This window comes from Streptomyces yatensis (assembly GCF_018069625.1).
Lineage (GTDB): Bacteria > Actinomycetota > Actinomycetes > Streptomycetales > Streptomycetaceae > Streptomyces > Streptomyces yatensis.
In genome coordinates this window covers 7,373,167-7,391,716 of the sequence record NZ_CP072941.1, presented here as the reverse complement: position 1 = coordinate 7,391,716, position 18,550 = coordinate 7,373,167, and the positions used below count along the sequence as shown (strand labels likewise).

General features: G+C 72.2%; 13 protein-coding genes. 9 read left to right on the top strand and 4 right to left on the bottom strand.

Annotated features, from left to right (window positions below):
- The first annotated feature begins 89 nt into the window (after positions 1-89).
- Genes J8403_RS30760 through J8403_RS30750 form a run of 3 tightly spaced genes read left to right on the top strand, consistent with a single transcriptional unit; the run spans position 90 to position 2,891 of the window.
- A complete protein-coding gene (locus J8403_RS30760) occupies positions 90-995 on the top strand; it encodes an HAD family hydrolase (protein ID WP_425519842.1) in 906 nt (301 codons plus the stop codon).
- Positions 943-2,223 (top strand): threonine synthase, encoded by a 1,281-nt coding sequence (locus J8403_RS30755; RefSeq protein WP_246586072.1) that lies wholly within the window; start codon positions 943-945, stop codon positions 2,221-2,223. The genes J8403_RS30760 and J8403_RS30755 overlap by 53 nt, the downstream gene beginning before the upstream one ends.
- Positions 2,220-2,891: a helix-turn-helix transcriptional regulator gene (locus J8403_RS30750; RefSeq protein WP_211126013.1), complete on the top strand. Its 672-nt coding sequence runs from the start codon at positions 2,220-2,222 to the stop codon at positions 2,889-2,891. The genes J8403_RS30755 and J8403_RS30750 overlap by 4 nt, the downstream gene beginning before the upstream one ends.
- 133 nt (positions 2,892-3,024) lie before the next feature.
- Here the strand turns inward: J8403_RS30750 and J8403_RS30745 are convergent, their stop codons facing one another.
- On the bottom strand, positions 3,025-3,816 hold the full coding sequence (locus tag J8403_RS30745) for a class I SAM-dependent methyltransferase (RefSeq protein ID WP_211126012.1): 792 nt from the start codon (positions 3,814-3,816) through the stop codon (positions 3,025-3,027).
- Positions 3,817-4,062: 246 nt separating this feature from the next.
- Between J8403_RS30745 and J8403_RS30740 the strand changes: the two genes are divergently transcribed.
- From J8403_RS30740 to J8403_RS30725, 4 genes are all read left to right on the top strand, one after another.
- A complete protein-coding gene (locus J8403_RS30740) occupies positions 4,063-4,767 on the top strand; it encodes an MBL fold metallo-hydrolase (RefSeq protein ID WP_211126011.1) in 705 nt (234 codons plus the stop codon).
- A 447-nt stretch (positions 4,768-5,214) separates the two neighbouring features.
- Positions 5,215-5,589 carry a hypothetical protein gene (locus J8403_RS30735; RefSeq protein ID WP_211126010.1) on the top strand — a complete coding sequence of 125 codons (375 nt, stop codon included), beginning with the start codon at positions 5,215-5,217 and terminating at the stop codon, positions 5,587-5,589.
- Positions 5,590-5,672: 83 nt separating this feature from the next.
- Complete coding sequence (locus J8403_RS30730) at positions 5,673-6,773, top strand: hypothetical protein (RefSeq protein ID WP_211126009.1); 1,101 nt, start codon at positions 5,673-5,675, stop codon at positions 6,771-6,773.
- Entirely contained in the window at positions 6,770-7,966 is a 1,197-nt protein-coding gene (locus J8403_RS30725) for a hypothetical protein (RefSeq protein ID WP_211126008.1), read from the top strand. Before J8403_RS30730 ends, J8403_RS30725 begins: the two co-directional genes overlap by 4 nt.
- 189 nt (positions 7,967-8,155) lie before the next feature.
- Here the strand turns inward: J8403_RS30725 and J8403_RS30720 are convergent, their stop codons facing one another.
- On the bottom strand, positions 8,156-11,392 hold the full coding sequence (locus tag J8403_RS30720; RefSeq protein WP_211126007.1) for a bifunctional [glutamine synthetase] adenylyltransferase/[glutamine synthetase]-adenylyl-L-tyrosine phosphorylase: 3,237 nt from the start codon (positions 11,390-11,392) through the stop codon (positions 8,156-8,158).
- Positions 11,393-11,558: 166 nt separating this feature from the next.
- The gene (gene glnA, locus J8403_RS30715) at positions 11,559-12,920 is read right to left on the bottom strand and encodes a type I glutamate--ammonia ligase (RefSeq protein WP_208521167.1); all 1,362 of its coding nucleotides are present in this window, start codon (positions 12,918-12,920) and stop codon (positions 11,559-11,561) included.
- Positions 12,921-13,348: 428 nt separating this feature from the next.
- On the opposite strand from glnA, the gene J8403_RS30710 reads away from it, so the two are divergent.
- Positions 13,349-15,022 carry a multicopper oxidase family protein gene (locus J8403_RS30710; protein ID WP_211126006.1) on the top strand — a complete coding sequence of 558 codons (1,674 nt, stop codon included), beginning with the start codon at positions 13,349-13,351 and terminating at the stop codon, positions 15,020-15,022.
- 357 nt (positions 15,023-15,379) lie between these two features.
- Positions 15,380-17,134, top strand: coding sequence for an NAD+ synthase (locus J8403_RS30705; RefSeq protein WP_211126005.1), 1,755 nt, complete (start codon positions 15,380-15,382; stop codon positions 17,132-17,134).
- Between the two features lie 45 nt (positions 17,135-17,179).
- Here J8403_RS30705 and J8403_RS30700 read toward each other — a convergent pair whose 3' ends face one another.
- Positions 17,180-17,962 carry an alpha/beta fold hydrolase gene (locus J8403_RS30700; protein WP_211126004.1) on the bottom strand — a complete coding sequence of 261 codons (783 nt, stop codon included), beginning with the start codon at positions 17,960-17,962 and terminating at the stop codon, positions 17,180-17,182.
- Between the last annotated feature and the right edge of the window lie 588 nt (positions 17,963-18,550).

The window sequence follows — 18,550 nt, the reverse complement described above, 5'->3', positions numbered from 1 at the left end:
TGTCCGACATGAGTTCAGGGGCTCCATGTGTCGCGCTGATCGACGCGGAATGAGCACGATGAGCGTGACGAAAGGGACCACCGGCCACCGTGCACACCGCCGACACCGCTGACGCTTCTGTACCCCCCTCCCCGCGCACCGCGGCCGCCGCCGCGCCGCGCGTGCTGCTCCCCCGGCCCCGTACCGCCGGCCGGCCGCGCTTCCCGCTGGTGGCCACCGACCTCGACGGCACGCTGCTGCGCAAGGATCTGACGGTCTCGCCCCGCACTCGTGAGGCGCTCGCCCTCGTCCGGGCCGCCGGGGCGCGGCATCTGGTGGTCACCGGGCGCCCGGCCTCGTCCTGCCGGGAGTTCCTGGTCGCGATCGGCTACCGGGGGCTCGCGGTGTGCGGACAGGGCGCGCAGTTGTACGACGCCTCCGCGGACCGGCTGCTGGTCTCGGCGTCGCTGGACCGGGAGCTGGCCCGGTCGGTGGTGGAGCGCACGGAGGAGGCGCTGGGCGCGGGGCCGCTGGAGCTCGCCGTGGTGACGGCGGCGCCCGAGAACCGCTTCGTCGTCACCGCCCACTTCACCGACCGGAGGCGCCCGGCGTGGGGGCTGGCCGAGCGGGAGGAGCTGTGGGCGGCACCGATCGAGAAGGTGCTGATGCGCCATCGGACGGTGGCGGACGAGCTGGTCGCGGCGGCCGCGGAGCGGGTGGGCGCGGGCGAGGTGGCGGTGACCCACTCCGAGAAGGGCATGATCGAGGTGCTCCCCGCCGGCACGGACAAGGGGGTGGGGCTGCAACTGGCCGCCGACCGCATGGGGTTCACCCCCGCGGAGACGATCGCGTTCGGCGACATGCCCAATGACCTTCCGCTGCTGGGCTGGGCCGGATACGGGGTCGCGATGGGCAACGCACATCCGGAGCTGATGGCGATAGCCGATGAGGTGGCGCCGTCCCATGAAGAGGACGGGGTCGCGGTGGTGCTTGAACGGCTGTTCGTCCACCCTTGAGCGGCTCTCGCACCGCACTCGCGACCCGCTGGAGCCGCCCGTCCTGCCCTTGACTGGCCATATAGAAGTAAACAAAATATCCAAGGTGCGAGCTGAACCACGAGCCGAAGCCCACTACGTCGACGAGCGCTCCGGCGCCACGTACTCCCTCGACGACCCCCGCTGGTGCGGTGACGACGGGGCTCCCCTCACCGTCTCCGCGCTGCCCGGCATCACCCGCGAGCAGGTGGACACCGGGGCCCGGTCACTCTGGCGCTACCGAGCGGCCCTCCCGGTGCGCATCGACGCCCCGGTGTCACTGGGTGAAGGGTGCACCCCGCTGGTCGAGAAGGACTGGGGGGAGGATCGGATTCTGTTCAAGCTGGAGTGGTTCAGCCCCACCGGCAGCTTCAAGGACCGCGGCACCAGCGTGATGATCTCGCTCCTCGCCCAGCGGGGCGTACGGGAGGTCATCGAGGACAGCTCCGGCAACGGCGGGGCCTCCGTCTCGGCGTACTGCGCCGCGGCCGGCATCCGGGCCAGGATCCTCGCCCCCGCCGCCACCTCCCCCGCGAAGATCCTCCAGAGCCGGGCGTACGGCGCCGAGGTCGAGCTGGTGCCCGGCGACCGGGACGCCACCGCGGCGGAGGCGCTGCGCCAGTCGGCCCAGACGTACTACGCCAGCCACAACTGGCACCCCTTCTTCCTCCAGGGCACCAAGACCCTGGCGTACGAGCTGTGGGAGGACCTGGGCTTCACCGCGCCGGACGCCGTGGTGACCGTGGCGGGTGCGGGCAGCACCGTGCTCGGCTGCGACCTCGGCTTCTCCGAGCTGCTCGCCGCGGGCCAGATCGCCCGCCGCCCCCGGCTGCTCGTGGCCCAGCCCGCCCACTGCGCACCGCTCCACGCCGCGTTCCGCGCGGGCACCGAGACCCCGGTGCCGTTCGACCACGCCCCGACCATCGCCGAGGGCACGGCGATCCGGGAGCCCGTCCGCTTCCCCGAGGTGCTGCGCGCCATCCGCCGCTCGGACGGCGACATGGCGGCCATCCCGGAGGACGCGATCGCCGCGGCGGTGCGCCGGCTGGCCGCGATGGGGCTCTACGCGGAGCCGACCAGCGCGACGGCCGCCGCGGCGATCGAGGTCTTCCGGGCCCGGGGCGCGATCCGCCCCGGTGAGACCACGGTGGTGCTGCTGACCGGGTCGGGCCTGAAGGCGGCGCCGACGATGACGGAGCTGTTCGGATGACCGACCGGACGACCGAGAAGCAGCGTCAGGAGACGACGGGAACACCCGAGGACGAGCTGCTGCTGCGCGAGGCCGAGAAGATCGTGGTCGCCATCGGCCGGATGTTCCCCGGGCTGTGCGAGGTGGTCCTCCACGATCTGCGCAACCCCGACCAGTCCATCCGCGCCATCGAGAGCAATCTCTCCGGCCGCGAGGTGGGCGAGCCCACCACCGAGCTGGGCCTGGCCCGGATCCAGGACCCCGGCTTCCCCGACATCGTCCAGAACTACGCCAACCGCTTCCCGGACGGCCGCCCGGCGAAGAGCACCTCGATCGGCATCAAGAACGGCGCGGGCCAGTACGTCGCCGCCATCTGCCTCAACCTGGACGTCTCCCTCTTCGGGAGCGTCGCCCGCAGCCTCAACAACCTGGTCAGGACCGATGAGCAGCAACAGCCGCTCACCGAGACCCTCCGCGCCCGCACGGCCGCGGAGCTGCGCACCGTCATCGAGGAATTCGCCGCCGCCCGCGGCCAGACCCCCCGCAGCCTGGGCACCCCCGCCAAGAAGGAACTCGTCCGCACCCTCAAGACCAGCGGCTTCCTCCAGGTGAAGCACTCCGTCCAGGTGGTCACCGAACTGCTCGGCGTCTCACGGGCCACGGTCTACAACTACCTGCGCTCGCCCTGACGCGAACTGGATCCCGCGACTTCACGTAGGCGGAAGCTCACTGGCCCTCAACGCCGCACCGCCCGCGAGGAGGGCTGAGGCTCGACGATCGGACGGAGCAGGCCTGCCAGATGCTGGGTTACCGTCTGCGAACTCAGCCCGGCTTGACCGCCAGCGTCGCAAAGTAGTGGGACATGTATGGAGCGGATGCGTTGGATTGGTGCGGCGCTTCCGCGAAGCCGGTGAGGACGAACCCCGCGGCGAGTTGCCCGCCGATCTGGTCGGTGAGGGTGTGGCTGTATTCAAGAGGAGCATCGGCGCCGAACTTCTTGGCGCGTTCCTCGGCGGAGTAGTGCGTGACATCGCTGTAGGGCAGCTTGTGCACGACGGTCAGCTCGCCGCGCTCGTCGAGCGCCTCGTGGTCGAACAAGTACACATCGGGGTTGAGGAAGCCCACGAGCAGAGTTCCGCCCGGTCGCAGGACGCGGAAGCACTCACGCCACACCGCTGCCAAGTCCGGTACGAACAGGTTGGAGACCGGATGGAATACGACGTCGAACGTTGCGTCGCCGAAGGCGCTGAGGTCGCGCATGTCGCCTAGGACGGTGCGCATGTCGAGTCCGTCGCGCGCCGCCACCATCTGGTCCTGGCCGAGCTGGCGGGGTGAGTTGTCGAATACGGTGACCCGCGCCCCCGCGGCGGCGAGGATCGGACCCTGCTGACCGCCACCGGACGCCAGGCACAACACGTCCTTGCCGGTCAGGTCCGTCGGCAGCCAGGAGCGGTCGACTGGCTCACGCCCGATGAGAACAATCGACCAGTCGCCCCTGCGGGCGCGCTCGACATCCTCAGCGCTCACCGGCCTCGACCACTCGTTGCCCTCTTGGACACACTTGTCCCAGGCTGCCCGATTGTGGGCAACCGGGTCGACAACAATGTCCTGCACGTTCAACTCCCTGCTACGACCAAGCGGACACCTGCGGTACGGACAGTTCGGTGCCGCCAGCCAACACGATCGCAGGGTGGGTACTCAACGAAATTAGCGGGCATCGAGGTGCCCACGGGCTCGACGGGTGGTCGCGCATCGGGCGCGCAAGCGCTGGTTGCCGGGGTCGCGGAAGCCGTAGGCGTCCGGGCGATTGTCTTGATGACCGCCGAGCGAACTCGCCGCGCACCGCGCCATCATGGCGGGATGGTCAACGACATCTCCGTGCGCCGTCTCGACCTCGGCTACTTCGTCCGCCCGGCCTCCGAAACGGGCGGGCCGGAGCCACGGGTCGAACCGGTGCTCGCCTACCTCGTACGCCACGAGCGGGGGCTGATCCTCTTCGACACCGGCATCGGCGCCGCCGACCCCGAGACCGAAGCGCACTACCGCCCGCGTCGCCACGGCCTGCCGGACGCGCTGGCGGCTGCCGGGGTCGCCCTCGCGGACGTCTCCCTCGTGGTGAACTGCCACCTCCACTTCGACCACTGCGGTGGCAATCCCCTGCTGGCCGGCGCGCCGATCCTGGTCCAGGACGTGGAGCTGGCCACCGCGCGCGGGGGCGATTACACGTTCGAGGAGCTGCTGGACTTCCCCGGCGCCACCTACGAAGAACTCGACGGGGAGTGCGAGATCTGGCCGGGCGTCCACATCGTCCCGACTCCCGGCCACACCGATGGCCATCAGTCACTGGTGGTCCGCCAGTCCGACGGCACGGTGATCCTCGCCGGTCAGGCCCATGACTTCGCCTCCGAGTTCGCCTCGGACCACCTGGCCCGCAGGGCCGCCCTCGATGGCGTGACGCCGCCTCTTCCCCCGTACCGCCCCTGGCTGGACCGCCTCATCGACTTCGATCCACGCCGTGTGCTTTTCGCCCACGACTGTGCGGTCTGGGAGCCGTCGGGCGACTGACGGTTTCGTCTCGCGCCTTCGGCGCGTTTGAGCATGGGTCCGGGGGGGGGCGCGGGCCTCGTCGCCGGGCGGCAGGCCGTGGGTGGCGGGACCTGTGGCGGCTCCCCTGCCCAAGGGCTTGTGCCCATGCCGGACCCCCGGAGGCACCCCCCTGGAAAACGTTTGATGAATGAGTTGCTTCAGATCAAGCGTTTTCGGAAGGGGTACCCGGAGGGGACGTCAGTCCGGCCGGGCCGTGCACGACCTCGCGGCGCATGACGTTGCTCTCCACGAACTGCATATGAAACGCCCGCCCTGTCCGGGGCGGTGGACGACGCTCGGCGCGCACGCCATGGGAGAGGACTCGGGGCTCGTCTCTCTCACTTCCGGGCAACGGGCGGGGGTGCGCCACCCGCGGAGCTACCGTGACGCCACAACTCCCCTGTTCCTCGGCACCCGGAGGTTTGTGTGCGGTACAAACGGCCGCTTCCGAAGCGCGTCACCGGCCGGTTCAACGCCTGGATGGTCGGGCTGCGGTCCTCTCCGCGCTGGGGACGGTGGGTGAGGGGGCGGCTGACCGTGGTGACGTATACGGGGCGGCGGTCGGGGCGCGGTTTCAGTACCCCGGTCGCCTATGAGCGCGCCGCCGATGTCGTCACGATCCGCGTCGCCATGCCCGAACGGAAGCTGTGGTGGCGGAACTTCACCGGTGAGGGCGGGCCGATGACGCTGGATCTGGACGGGGGCGAGCGGGCCGGGCACGGGGTCGCTCGGATCGATGGGAAGGGGCGCGTCACCATCACGGTGCGGCTCGGCGAGCCGCCTGCGCCGAACGGCCGCTGACGCCTACGGAATTGCCATGCCCCCTTCACGCCGCGTGCTGAGCCGCTGAGTAGGATCGACGGCCACACGGGGGAAGGGCATCGATGAAAAAGTTGTTGGGCGGCGCACGCCGCCGGGCGGCTCTGGTCGGCGGCGCCGTCGTGGTGCTGGTGGCGGCCGGGGTCGGGACCTGGGCCACGGACACCTGGCCGTTCGGGAAGGACAGCTACTGCTGGGGCGCCTGGAAAGAGGACAGCGGGCCGGAGTTCCTGAGCGGCGAGGCGCTGGACGAGGACAACGCGAGCCGTACGTCCAAGGAGACCGCGCCGACACCGCGGCAGCCACGCGGGCGGTGCACCGTGGCGCTGCACTCCGAGCGCTACAGCAGCGACGGTGACAAGGTCACGGAGGAGACCGAGGTCACGGTCGTCTACGGCCCCGCGCCCGAGGACGCCGCGCGGCGCATGGAGTGGATCGGCGGGTATCTCGGCGACCGGGCGATGCCGCTGCCCGACCGGCTGCCGGGCGCCACCGACGGCGCTCATGCGCTGCTGGTCCTGCCCAAGGGGTGCGACACCCACGACGGGCGGCCGACCGCGGTGACGCTCGACTCGACGGCCCGGTCGGTCTACCCCGACTCCACGATGTCGGCCGGTGCGGGACTCGGCGGCTCCCAGTCCGTGGCCCGGCTGCTCGTGGCGGTCGCCAACCGGGCGATGGAGAAGGCGGGTTGCGCCCCGGCGAAGCCGCTCGAGGCCGTCTCGCCGATGCCCACCCTGCCCGAGGAGGAGGAGTCCTTCTTCACCCGCGCCTGCCGGATCAGGGGCCTGGAGTTCGGCGAGAAGGAGGGCGCCGACCTAGAATATCAGGTCGGCGCGGTCACCCGGGATCTCCAGTCCTGTTCGGTACGGACGCAGCACGGTGAAGGCCGGTACTTCGACGCCCTGATGGTCGCCGAGCCGCGGCTCTCCGCGCTGCTCGACGGGGCCACGGGCAGCAAGGCGCCGGCGCGCGGCTGGCGCGGTACGGGGGTCTTCGCCGACGACTACAAGGTCGTACGGGCCGACTGCGCGGGGCGTCCGTTCACCGTGCTGATGCTCGCCCCGTCGCCGCACGAGACGACACCGTACTTCGCCGCCTTCGCCGACGCCGTGGCGCGACGCGTCGGTTGCGCGCCCGTCGCACCTGGGGGATCCGACCGATGAGCGACTCCGAGAACGACACCAGCGACAAGAGCGGGGCGAGCGAGGAGCGCGTGCCCCTGCACGAGCGGCGCCGCCCCTGGTGGCACTGGCAGCGGCTGACCGGCAGTCGGCCGCGGCTGGCCGTGACCACGGCCGTCATCGGGGTCGTCGCCGGGGCGCTGCTCGGTGGCGCGGGCGTGGCCTGGCAGGCCGAGGCGGGTCCGTTCGCGGACGACCGGGCCTGCTGGGGGGCCTTGAGCCGGGACGATGCGGCGGCGCTGTTCGCGGGCGAAGACGGCCGCACAGCGGACGTGGAGAGCTCCGAGGTACCCATCACCAGCGATCGCACCGGCGCCGAGGGCTCGTCCGGCCAATGCCTGCTGACGTCGGACGGCTCGCGGATCACCGTCCAGGCGCATCAGCTGGATCCCCGGTTCGGCGGCTCGGGCGATCGGTGGGCCGATGAGTTCCTGTCCGCGCGGCTCACCCCGCTGGGCGATGGCCTGCTGGGCATGGCCTCGGACACCCGGGCCTGGCTGGCGGTACCCGACGGCTGCGTCGGCCGGCCGAGTGACATGGACGTCACCGGCGGTCCGACCGTGATCGACCTGGCGACCGGCTGGACGGTCTACGACCACGACGTCAACACGAAGGCCCGCGATCGACTCGCGCGTGCCGTGGTCAGGCTGGTCGACCACTACATGACCGAGAAGGGGTGCACGGGCACCATCGCCGATCCGACCGGCCGGATACCGGAGCCGCCACGGTTCCTGGACGAGAAGAAGGACGCCATGTGCGGCATCGAGGGGCTGCCGCTCCCCCGCGGGTACGGGCACAGTGCGCTGGGCCGCACCCTGGTGACCCGGGGCGCGGGGCCGGTGCGCACCTGCGACCGCCGGGTGCTCTTCCACCATCCCGGACTGCGGCTGATGACGGTGGAGGATCCACGGCTCGCGATGCTCTACGCGCAACTGTCCACGGACGGCGCCAAGGACCCGGTCAAGGCCGGTGACCAGGACGGATACGGCTTCGTCCGCGACGACATGGGGCTGTTCCAGGCCGAGTGCCAGACCGGCCCGGTCACCTTCCTGATCCGGGCGGACAGCGCCCGGCGCGCCGCCGACATCCGTACGCTCCTTCCCCGCTTCGTCGCGGCGGAGGCCGACCGCATCGGCTGCGGCCCGCTGCGCATCCGCCTGCCCGCGGACGGCTGAGGCGGCCGCGCACCACGGGCGCCCTGGCAGTTGACCCGGCCGCGCACCACGAGCGTCGTGACGGCCGCCCCCGCCGCCCGCCACGGGCATCCTGGTGCCGGACCCGGCCAGCGCCACGGGACGGGCCACGCGCCACGGGCCACGCACCACGTGACGGGCGCAGCCGTGACGGGCGCAGCGTGACGGGCGTCAGCTCTCGTAGTCGTAGAAGAGCCGCTCCACCACCGCCCGCGCCCGGCGGGTGATGCGGCGGTAGTCGTCCAGCATCTCCCCGACGTGGCCCGGGCCGTAGCCCAGGTAGCGGCCCACGGCGGCCAGTTCGCGGACGTCCGTCGGGAAGGTGTCGCCCGCGCGGCCGCGGACCAGCATGACGGCGTTGCGGACGCGGCTGGCGAGGACCCATGCCTCGTCCAGCGTCTGGGCGTCCTCGGTGGAGATCAGCTCGGCGGCGTGGGCGGCGGCCAGGGCCTCGCGGGTGCGGGTGGTGCGCAGCCCGGGCTCGGCCCAGCCGTGGCGCATCTGGAGCAGCTGGACGGTCCACTCGACATCGCTGAGGCCGCCCCGGCCCAGCTTCGCGTGGGTGGTGGGGTCGGCCCCGCGCGGCAGCCGCTCGGACTCCATCCGGGCCTTGAGCCGCCGGATCTCGCGGATCGCGTCCTCGCCCAGCCCCTCGGCCGGATACCGCAGCGGATCGATCAGCTCGATGAAGCGCCGGCCGAGCCCGGGGTCGCCCGCCACCGGTTCGGCGCGCAGCAGCGCCTGGCTCTCCCACACCAGCGACCAGCGGCGGTAGTAGGCGGCGTACGAGCCCAGCGTGCGCACCAGCGGCCCGGACTTGCCCTCGGGGCGCAGATCGGCGTCGATGAGCAGGGGCGGATCGGCGGTGGGGAGCTGGAGCAGCCGCCGCATCTCGTTGGCCACGGCGAACGCGGCGCGGGCGGCCTCCTGTTCGTCGGCCCCCTCGCGCGGCTCATGGACGAAGAGCACATCCGCGTCGGAGCCGTAGCTGAGCTCATGGCCGCCGAAGCGGCCGAGGCCGATGACGGCGAAGCGGGTGGGCAGCTCATCGCCCCAGGTGTCGCGGACGGCGGCGCGCAGGGCGCCGGCGAGGGTCGCGGCGTTCAGATCGGAGAGGGCGTCGCCGACCATGTCGATCAGGGCCGCGGCGTCCACGGGCGGTTCGGCGGCGGGGGCGGCGGGCCGGGCCGGCATATGGGGTTCGGATTCCCGCAGGGCGCTGGGGACCTCGGGGCCCCTGGCCGGCGCGGGGGCGGGCGCCGTCATCGTCGGTCCCGTGGCCCGGCCCGGCGTCCGCTCCTCCGACAGCGGCCAGCTCACGGTAGGGCGCGCCTCGCCGTTGGCCAGCCGGGCGCTTTCGATGACGTCCGCGGCCGCCGTACGGAACATCTCGCGCCGCCGCACCCCGCGCGCCACCGCGACCGCCTGCTCGGCGCCGTCGGCGCGGCCGACGGCGGCCAGCACCTCCTGCTCCAGATGGGCCCGGCCGCGCGGGCGCAGCCCCTCCGGGTCGCCGAGCAGGGCGACCGCCTCGGGGGCGCGCAGCAGCAGATCGGGGGCGAGCCGCCCGGCGGAGAGCACCCGGGCCAGGTTCTCGGCGGCGGCCCCCTCGTCACGCAGCAGCCGCAGGTACCAGGGCGTCTTGCCAAGCGCGTCCGAGACCTTGCGGAAGCCCAGCAGCCCGGCATCCGGGTCGGCGGAATCGGCGAACCAGCCCAGCAGCACCGGCAGCAACGTTCGCTGAATCGCCGCTTTTCGGGTCACACCGGAGGCCAGTGCCTCCAGATGGCGCAGTGCTCCGGCCGGGTCCGCGTACCCCAGGGCGGTGAGGCGCTGACCGGCCGCCTTGGGGCTGAGCCGGATCTCGCCGGGCTGGAGCTGGGCGACGGCGTCCAGCAGCGGCCGGTAGAAGAGCTTCTCGTGCAGCCGCCGCACCTCGCGGGCGTGCCGCCGCCAGGCGGTGCCCAGTTCGGTGACCGGCTCGGTGCGGAACCCCAGCGACCGGCCGAGGCGGCGCTGATCGGCCTCGCCCTCGGGCATCAGATGGGTGCGGCGCAGCCGGTAGAGCTGGAGGCGGTGTTCCATGGTGCGCAGAAAGCGGTACGCGGCGTCCAGCGCGGCGGCGTCGGTGCGCCCCACATAGCCGCCCGCGGCCAGGGCCGCGAGCGCGTCCAGCGTCGTACCGCTGCGCAGCGACTCATCGGAGCGCCCGTGCACCAACTGCAGCAGCTGGACGGCGAACTCGACGTCGCGCAGCCCCCCGGGGCCCAGTTTCAGCTCGCGGTCAACCTCGGAGACGGGGATGTTCTCGACCACCCGGCGGCGCATCTGCTGCACATCGGGGATGAAGTTCTCGCGCTCGACGGCCTGCCAGACCATCGGCGCGAGGGCGTCCACATACGCCTGGCCGAGCCCGGCGTCACCCGCCATCGGACGGGCCTTCAGCAGCGCCTGGAACTCCCAGGTCTTGGCCCAGCGCTGGTAGTACGCCAGATGGCTGGAGAGGGTCCGCACCAGCGGGCCGTTGCGCCCCTCGGGGCGGAGGTTGGCGTCCACGGGCCAGATGGTGCCCTCGACGGTGACATCGGAGCAGACCCGCATCAGCCGGGAGGCGAGCCGGGTGGCGGCCCGCACCGCCTCGTCCTCCTGGACCCCCTCGACCGCCTCCGCCACGAAGATCACGTCCACATCGGAGACGTAGTTGAGCTCGCGGCCGCCGCATTTGCCCATGCCGATCACGGCCAGCTTGCAGGCGGCGGCGTCCTGCGGCTCCTCCTCGGCCGCGATCTCCAGCGCGGCCCGCACCGTCGCGGTCGCCAGGTCGGCCAGTTCCGCGGCCGTCTGGGTGATGTCGATGGTGCCGCACACATCGCGGGCCGCGATGGCCAGCAGCGCCCGGCGGTAGGCGACGCGCAACGCGTCGGGCCGGGGCAGCCCCGCCCCGGGCGCGCCCCAGACCCCCTCTGCCAGGGCCCGCTCGAACTCGGGGGTGGCCGGATGCAGATCGGCCGACTCATAGGTCACCAGGGCGTGCCAGTCCCCCGGATGGCGGGCGAGGTGGTCGCCCAGCGCCTCGGAGGCGCCGAGCACCCCGAGCAGCCGGTCGCGCAGCGGTTTGGCGGTGACGAGGGTGTCCAGCAGCGCCTGCCGCGAACCGGCCCGCTGCCCGCCGTTCGGCTTCCCCGCCTCCCCCTCGTCCTCCGGCAGCGCCTCGACGAGCCGTACCAGCCCGAGCAGCGCCAGATCCGGGTCGGCGGTCGCGCCGAGCGCCTCCAGCAGCACCGAATCGCTGCGCACCGAGGCCAGCTCGGGCGCGTCCAGCAGCCGCTGGGCGGCCGAGGCGTCGGTGAAACCGTGCCGCAGCAGCCGGGTGACGTTGCTGCTCCTGCGTCCCTGCGGTACGGACATCCCGCCGCCTTCCGTCCCTGGTCGACTCCGCGCCGCTCGACCACGCACACCGATGATCAAAGGCGCCGCTGACGAGCCTAAGCGACCCCGAGGGCGAAGCGGCAGGTCCGGGCGGGGTCAGGCCGACGAGGGCGGGGCGCGCCCGCGCCCCGCCCTCGCCCGTCCGCTACAGCACCGGCAGCATCTTCCGCAGCTCGAACGGGGTCACCTCGGAGCGGTACTCCTCCCACTCCTGTTTCTTGTTGCGGAGGAAGAAGTCGAAGACATGCTCACCGAGCGTCTCCGCGACCAGTTCGCTGCGCTCCATCAGGTCGATCGCCTCGCCCAGGTTCTGCGGCAGCGGCTCGATGCCCAGTGAGCGGCGCTCGGCGTCGGAGAGGGCCCAGACGTCGTCGTCGGCGCCGGCCGGGAGTTCATAGCCGCCCTCGATGCCCTTGAGCCCGGCCGCGAGCAGCACCGCGTAGGCCAGGTAGGGGTTGGCGCCGGCGTCCAGGGAGCGGACCTCGATGCGGGTGGAGCCGGTCTTGCCGGGCTTGTAGAGGGGGACGCGGACGAGGGCGGAGCGGTTGTTGTGGCCCCAGCAGATGTAGGAGGGGGCCTCGCCGCCCGCGCCGGCGGTGCGCTTGGAGCCGCCCCAGATGCGCTTGTAGGAGTTGACCCACTGGTTGGTCACGGCGGAGATCTCCCCGGCGTGGCGGAGCAGCCCCGCGATGAAGGAGCGGCCCACCTTGGAGAGCTGGAACTCGGAGCCGGACTCGTAGAACGCGTTGCGGTCGCCCTCGAAGAGGGAGAGGTGGGTGTGCATGCCGGAGCCGGGGAATTCGGAGAACGGCTTGGGCATGAACGTGGCCTGTACGCCCTGCTCCAGCGCGACCTGCTTCATGACCAGGCGGAAGGTCATGATGTTGTCGGCGGTGGAGAGCGCGTCGGCGTAGCGCAGGTCGATCTCCTGCTGGCCGGGGGCGCCCTCGTGGTGGGAGAACTCGACCGAGATGCCCATCGATTCGAGCATGGTGATCGCCTGGCGGCGGAAGTCCATGCCGATGTTCTGCGGGGTGTGGTCGAAGTAGCCGGAGGAGTCGGCGGGCACCGGGCGGCTGCCGTCCACCGGCTTCTGGTTGAGCAGGAAGAACTCGATCTCGGGGTGGGTGTAGAAGGTGAACCCGAGGTCGGAGGTCTTGGCGAGGATGCGCTTGAGGACGAAGCGGGGGTCGGCGAAGGACGGTGAGCCGTCCGGCATCAGGATGTCGCAGAACATCCGGGCGGTCCCGGGGGCCTCGGCGCGCCAGGGCAGGATCTGGAACGTCCCGGGGTCCGGCTTGGCGATCATGTCGGATTCGTAGACCCGGGCGAAGCCCTCGATCGCGGAGCCGTCGAAGCCGATGCCTTCGTCGAAGGCGCCCTCGAGTTCGGCCGGCGCGACGGCCACGGACTTCAGGAAGCCGAGCACATCGGTGAACCAGAGCCGCACGAACCGGATGTCGCGCTCTTCGAGCGTGCGGAGCACGAACTCCTGCTGCTTATCCATGGTCCCCTATCCTTGCAGGTCAAACGGCTCTTTTTGCGGGCGCGGGGCACCTTCCGCAGCCCAGTATCACGCGGCGGGATTACACGGAGGTTTCGTCCGGGCTCTCCGGTCTTCCCTCAGCCGCACCACGATGTGTGCATCGTACTTTCACCCGGCCGGTCCCGGCCCCGGACGTTCCGTGCCCACCGTGGCGCCTGCGGGAGCTCCATACCCCTTGGGGGTAGGGTGCCGACTATCACGATGATCAAACGGTCAGATGATGATCTGAACGGTCAGATGGAGGCGGCGGTGCACCAAGGCCCCTCACCCCACAGCCGACCGCTGATGCGTCGCATAGAGCGGCGCGTCGGCCGCCCGCCCTTCCGGCGGGGCGGCGGACGCGCCGACCCTCACGCATCCGGCACACATCAGCATTGGGGTACTGACTCATGCACGAAAAGACTCGCCGTGCCGTGCTCGGCACGGGCATCGCCGCCGCGGGCAGCGGTCTGCTCGCGGCCTGTGGCTCCCCCGGCCCCCACCCCCGGACCGCGGGCCACGACGGAATGGACAGCAACGCGATGGGCGCCCCCGCCCGGGCCGGCGCCCCCGCGGAGGACGCCCCGGCGGAGTACATCTCCCCGCACGGCCCGGAGGTCGCCGCGACCGAGCAGCGTCGGGGCCCCGGCCCCGTGCGGACGTTCCGGCTGACCGCCACCGCGACCACCCTGGACATCGGCGCCCGCAAGGTGGCGTCCTGGGCGTACGAGGACCAGGTGCCGGGCCGGGAGATCCGGGTGACCGCGGGCGACACGATCGCCCTCACCCTCGCCAACAACCTGCCACAGCCCACCACGCTGCACTGGCACGGCATCCGGCTGCGCAACGACATGGACGGCGTCCCCGGGGTGACCCAGCGCCCGGTCAAGACCGGCGCCGCCTTCGACTACCGCTTCACCGCGTTCTACCCGGGCACCTACTGGGTCCATCCGCACTCGGGCGCCCAGCTGGACCGGGGGCTGTACGCACCGCTGATCGTGGAGGATCCCCAGGAGCCGCTGAAGTACGACAAGGAGTGGGTCGTCGTCCTCGACGACTGGCTCGACGGAGTGGGCGGCCGCACTCCGGACACGGAGCTCGAGCGGCTGAACGGCGGCAAGGGCGGCAAGGGCGGCCACTCCATGGGCTCCATGGGCGACGGCGGCGACCGAGCCGCCAAGGGCGCGGCCAAAGGCACGGCGGCGGGCGCCGCGAAGCGCGCCGCGGCCCGACCGTTGTCCCGGCCCGCGGCGCCCAAGAAGGCCGCGCCCGCCGCGCCCATGGAGAGCGAGCTGCTGGGCGGCCACGCGGGCAATGTCACCTACCCCTACTACCTGGTCAACGGGCGCAGCCCGGAGTCCCCGCAGGTCTTCCGCGCCAAGCGCGGCGACCGGATCCGCATCCGCCTCATCAACGCGGGCGGTGACACCGCCTTCCGCGTCGCCCTCGGCGGCCACCGGATGACCGTCACCCACACCGACGGCTACCCCGTCGTACCGGCCAAGACGGACGCGCTGCTGCTGGGCATGGGCGAGCGCTACGACGTGCTGGTGACCGTCAAGGACGGGATCTTCCCGCTCGCCGTCCTCGCCGAGGGCAAGGGGCGCTCCGCGATGGCGGTGCTGCGCACCCGCGGCAAGAGCCCGGTGAAGTTCCCCCGCCCCAAGGAGCTGGACGGCGAGCTGCTCACCGCGGACCGGCTGAAGGCGGCGGAGGACGTGCGCCTGACGCCCAAGGAGCCCGACCGGATCATCCGGATGCGGCTCACCGGCTCGATGCGGCGCTTCGACTGGGCGATCAACGGCCGGCCGTACGACCCCACGCAGCGCTATCCGGTGCGGGCCGGTGAGCGGGTGCGGATCTCCTTCATCAACGGCACCGACATGTGGCATCCGATGCATCTGCACGGCCACACCTTCGGGCTGCCGGACGGCGGCCCCCGTAAGGACACCACGATCCTGCGGCCGCACCACAAGGTGAACGTGGATCTCGACGCCGACAATCCGGGGCTGTGGATGGTCCACTGCCACAACGTCTACCACTCGGAGTCCGGGATGATGACCATCCTCGGCTACCAGAAGTAGCCGCGGCGTCCGGGACGGCCCGGCCCCGGAGGCGAGGGGCCGGGCGGGATCCGCCCCGGCGCGGCCGTCCGGCGCGGGGAGGCCGGCGGCGCGCGAGGAAGCGGACGGCCCAGGAGAAGACCGGCGGCGCGCGAGAAGGCCGCAGGCGCGAGAGGGCCGCAGGCGCGAGAGGGCCGCAGGCGCGAAAGGGCCGCAGGCGCGAGAGGGCCGCAGGCGCGAGAGGGCCGCAGGCGCGAGAGGGCCGCAGGCGCGAGAGGGCCGCAGGCGCGAGAGGGCCGGCGGCGCGCGACCAGGCCGCAGGCGTGAGAAGGCAGACACCCCCGGCTATCGCGTCAGACAGACGATTACACTGGGCGCGTGCCTCAACTTCGCCTCGCTCTGAACCAGATCGACTCGACCGTCGGAGACCTCGACGGCAACACCGAGTCGATACTCCACTGGACCCGGCACTCCGCCGAGCAGGGCGCCCATCTGGTGGCGTTCCCCGAGATGGTGCTGACCGGCTACCCCGTCGAGGACCTGGCGCTGCGCTCGTCCTTCGTCGAGGCGTCGCGCGCGGCGCTGCACGCGCTCGCCGAGCGGCTGAACGCCGAGGGTCTTGGCGAGTTGCCGGTGGTCGTCGGCTATCTCGACCGCAGCGAGCGCGCCCGGCGCTACGGCCAGCCGGCCGGCTCACCGCAGAACGCGGGAGCCGTGCTGCACCGCGGCACGGTCGCCCTGACCTTCGCCAAGCACCATCTGCCGAACTACGGCGTCTTCGACGAGTTCCGCTACTTCGTGCCCGGCGACTCCCTGCCCATGGTGCGCGTCCACGGCATCGACGTCGCGCTCGCCATCTGCGAGGACCTGTGGCAGGACGGCGGCCGGGTGCCGGCCAGCTGTTCGGCCGGGGCCGGGCTGCTGTTGTCGATCAACGCCTCGCCGTACGAGCGGGAGAAGGACGACACCCGGCTGGACCTGGTGCGCAAGCGGGCCCAGGAGGCGGGCTGCACCACCGCGTATCTGGCGATGATCGGCGGCCAGGACGAGTTGGTCTTCGACGGCGACTCGATCGTGGTGGACCGGGATGGCGAAGTCATCGCGCGCGCCCCGCAGTTCGCCGAGGGCTGTGTGCTGCTCGACCTCGAGCTGCCGGCCGCCGACCCGGACTCCGTCCCCGAGGGGGTCGTGGACGACGGGCTGCGCATCGACCATGTCACCCTCTCCGCCGACCCGCTGCCCGCTTACGAACCGGAGCTCGCGGGCGGCGAGGCCGAGCGGCTCGGCGACGACGAGGAGGTCTACACGGCGCTGGTCGTGGGGCTGCGGGCCTACGCGGCGAAGAACGGCTTCAGCAGTGTGCTGATCGGGCTCTCCGGCGGCATCGACTCCGCGCTGGTGGCCGCCATCGCCTGTGACGCGGTCGGCGCGCAGAACGTGTACGGCGTCGCGATGCCCTCGCGCTACTCCTCCGAGCACTCCGTCGCCGACGCCACCGAGCTGGCGCGGCGCACCGGGCTCAACTTCCGCACGGTCTCGATCGCCCCGATGTTCGACGCCTATATGGGCTCCCTGCAGCTCACCGGGCTGGCCGAGGAGAACCTGCAGTCGCGGCTGCGCGGCACGATGCTGATGGCGATCTCCAACCAGGAGGGCCATATCGTCCTCGCCCCGGGCAACAAGTCCGAGCTGGCCTGCGGCTACTCCACGCTCTACGGGGACTCGGTCGGCGCGTACGGCCCGATCAAGGACGTCTACAAGACGTCGGTCTTCCGCCTGGCGAAATGGCGTAACCGCGCGGCGGAAGAGCGGGGCCAGACCCCGCCCATCCCCGAGAACTCGATCACCAAGCCGCCGAGCGCCGAGCTGCGCCCCGGTCAGGTCGACACCGACTCGCTTCCCGACTACGAGATCCTCGACCGGATCCTGGAGCTGTACGTCGACCGTGACCAGGGGCGTCAGGACATCGTGGCGGCGGGGTACGACGATCCGCTGGTGACCCGGATCCTGCGGCTCGTGGACACGGCCGAGTACAAGCGCCGGCAGTACCCGCCGGGCACGAAGATCTCCGCGAAGGGCTTCGGCAAGGACCGCCGGCTGCCCATCACCAACCGCTGGCGCGAGCGCACCTGAGCCGGTGAGGGGGCGGGGCCCAGTGAGCAGGAGCTGCCCTGTGGGCTACGCATGCTGGGCGTCCAGGAACGTCCTGATCAGCCCCAGCCACTCATCGGGCGCCTCCACGAACGGCAGGTGACCGGACTCCAGCTCGGCGAAGCGGGCGCCGGGGATCCCGTCCGCGACCTGGCGGTGGTGGTACGGCGTGGCCATCGTGTCCAGGGTCGTGGAGATCACCAGGCTGGGCACCCGGATCCGGCCCAGGTCCTCGCGGACGTCGACCCGGCCGACCAGTTCGACCTGGTCGATCGCGCCGGGCGGTACGGAGGCGCGGGCACCCTTGATCACCATGGCGAGCTGGTCGGGCGTCATCCGGTCCAGATAGGGCGCGCCCGCCCCGATGAGCGCCGCCCAGCGGGCGGTCGCTTCCTGGTCGTCCGAGCGCAGATGGCGCAGCCAGTCCTCGACCAGGAGCCGCATCCGGGCGCTGGGCTGGGCGAAGGTCGCGGTCAGGACCAGGGCGGTGACCCGCTCCGGATGGCGGGTGGCGGCACGCAGGGCGACCGGGCCGCCGAGCGAATATCCGGCGATGGCGAAGGTGTCCAGCCCCTGCTCCACGGCGGCGGCCACCAGCTGGTCGGCGAGGGTGTCCAGATCCAGCGGCCCGCTCGCGCGCGGGGTGCGGCCGGAGCCGGGGTAGTCGGGGCCGACCACGCGGTGGCGCTCGGCGAGGCCGTCCAGGATCGGGCCGTAGTTCCCGTCGATGGAGCCGGTCCCGCCGTGGGCGAGCAACAGCCCGGGGCCGGCGCCCCGGACGATGCGGGCGAGGGGTGAGGTGCTGGTCATCGGGTGGTGTCCTTACGTCTCGCGGCTGATGACCGGGACGCTAAAGCCTCACATGGGTGTCAAAGTCAAGCGAGACGGGATCCGGGGCGGTCTGCCCCGGCAACGTGTCCAGCGGGCGCTTAGGGGTGTGCGACGGGGCGTGACGCCTGCGGCGGGCTGTTCCCCTCCCCGCCCCTTCCCGAAACTGGGGCTCCGCCCCAGCCCCCGACCGGGGCTCCGCCCCTGAACCCCGCTCCTCAAGCGCCGGAGGGGCTGGATTGGCTCGGCCGAGTCGCAGGGGTTTCCCGCCCGGGGCCCCGGGTCGGGGGCGGAGCCGCAATTCCGGGGCCGAGCGGAGCCCCAGTTCCGAAGTCGGGGGCGGAGCCCCGGCCCCGGGATCCAGCACGAAGCCCCAGTCGGGGTCCGGGGCCAAGCCCCGGCCGGGGGCCGCAGCCAGGCCCCCCGGGGCGAATCCCCGGCCGGGGCGGAACCAACCAGCCCCTCCGGCGCTTGAGGAACGGGGTCCTGGGCCGGAGCCCCGGCCGGGGTCTGGGGCCAAGCCCCGGCCGGGGCGGAACCAATCAGCCCCTCCGGCGCTTGAGGAGCGGG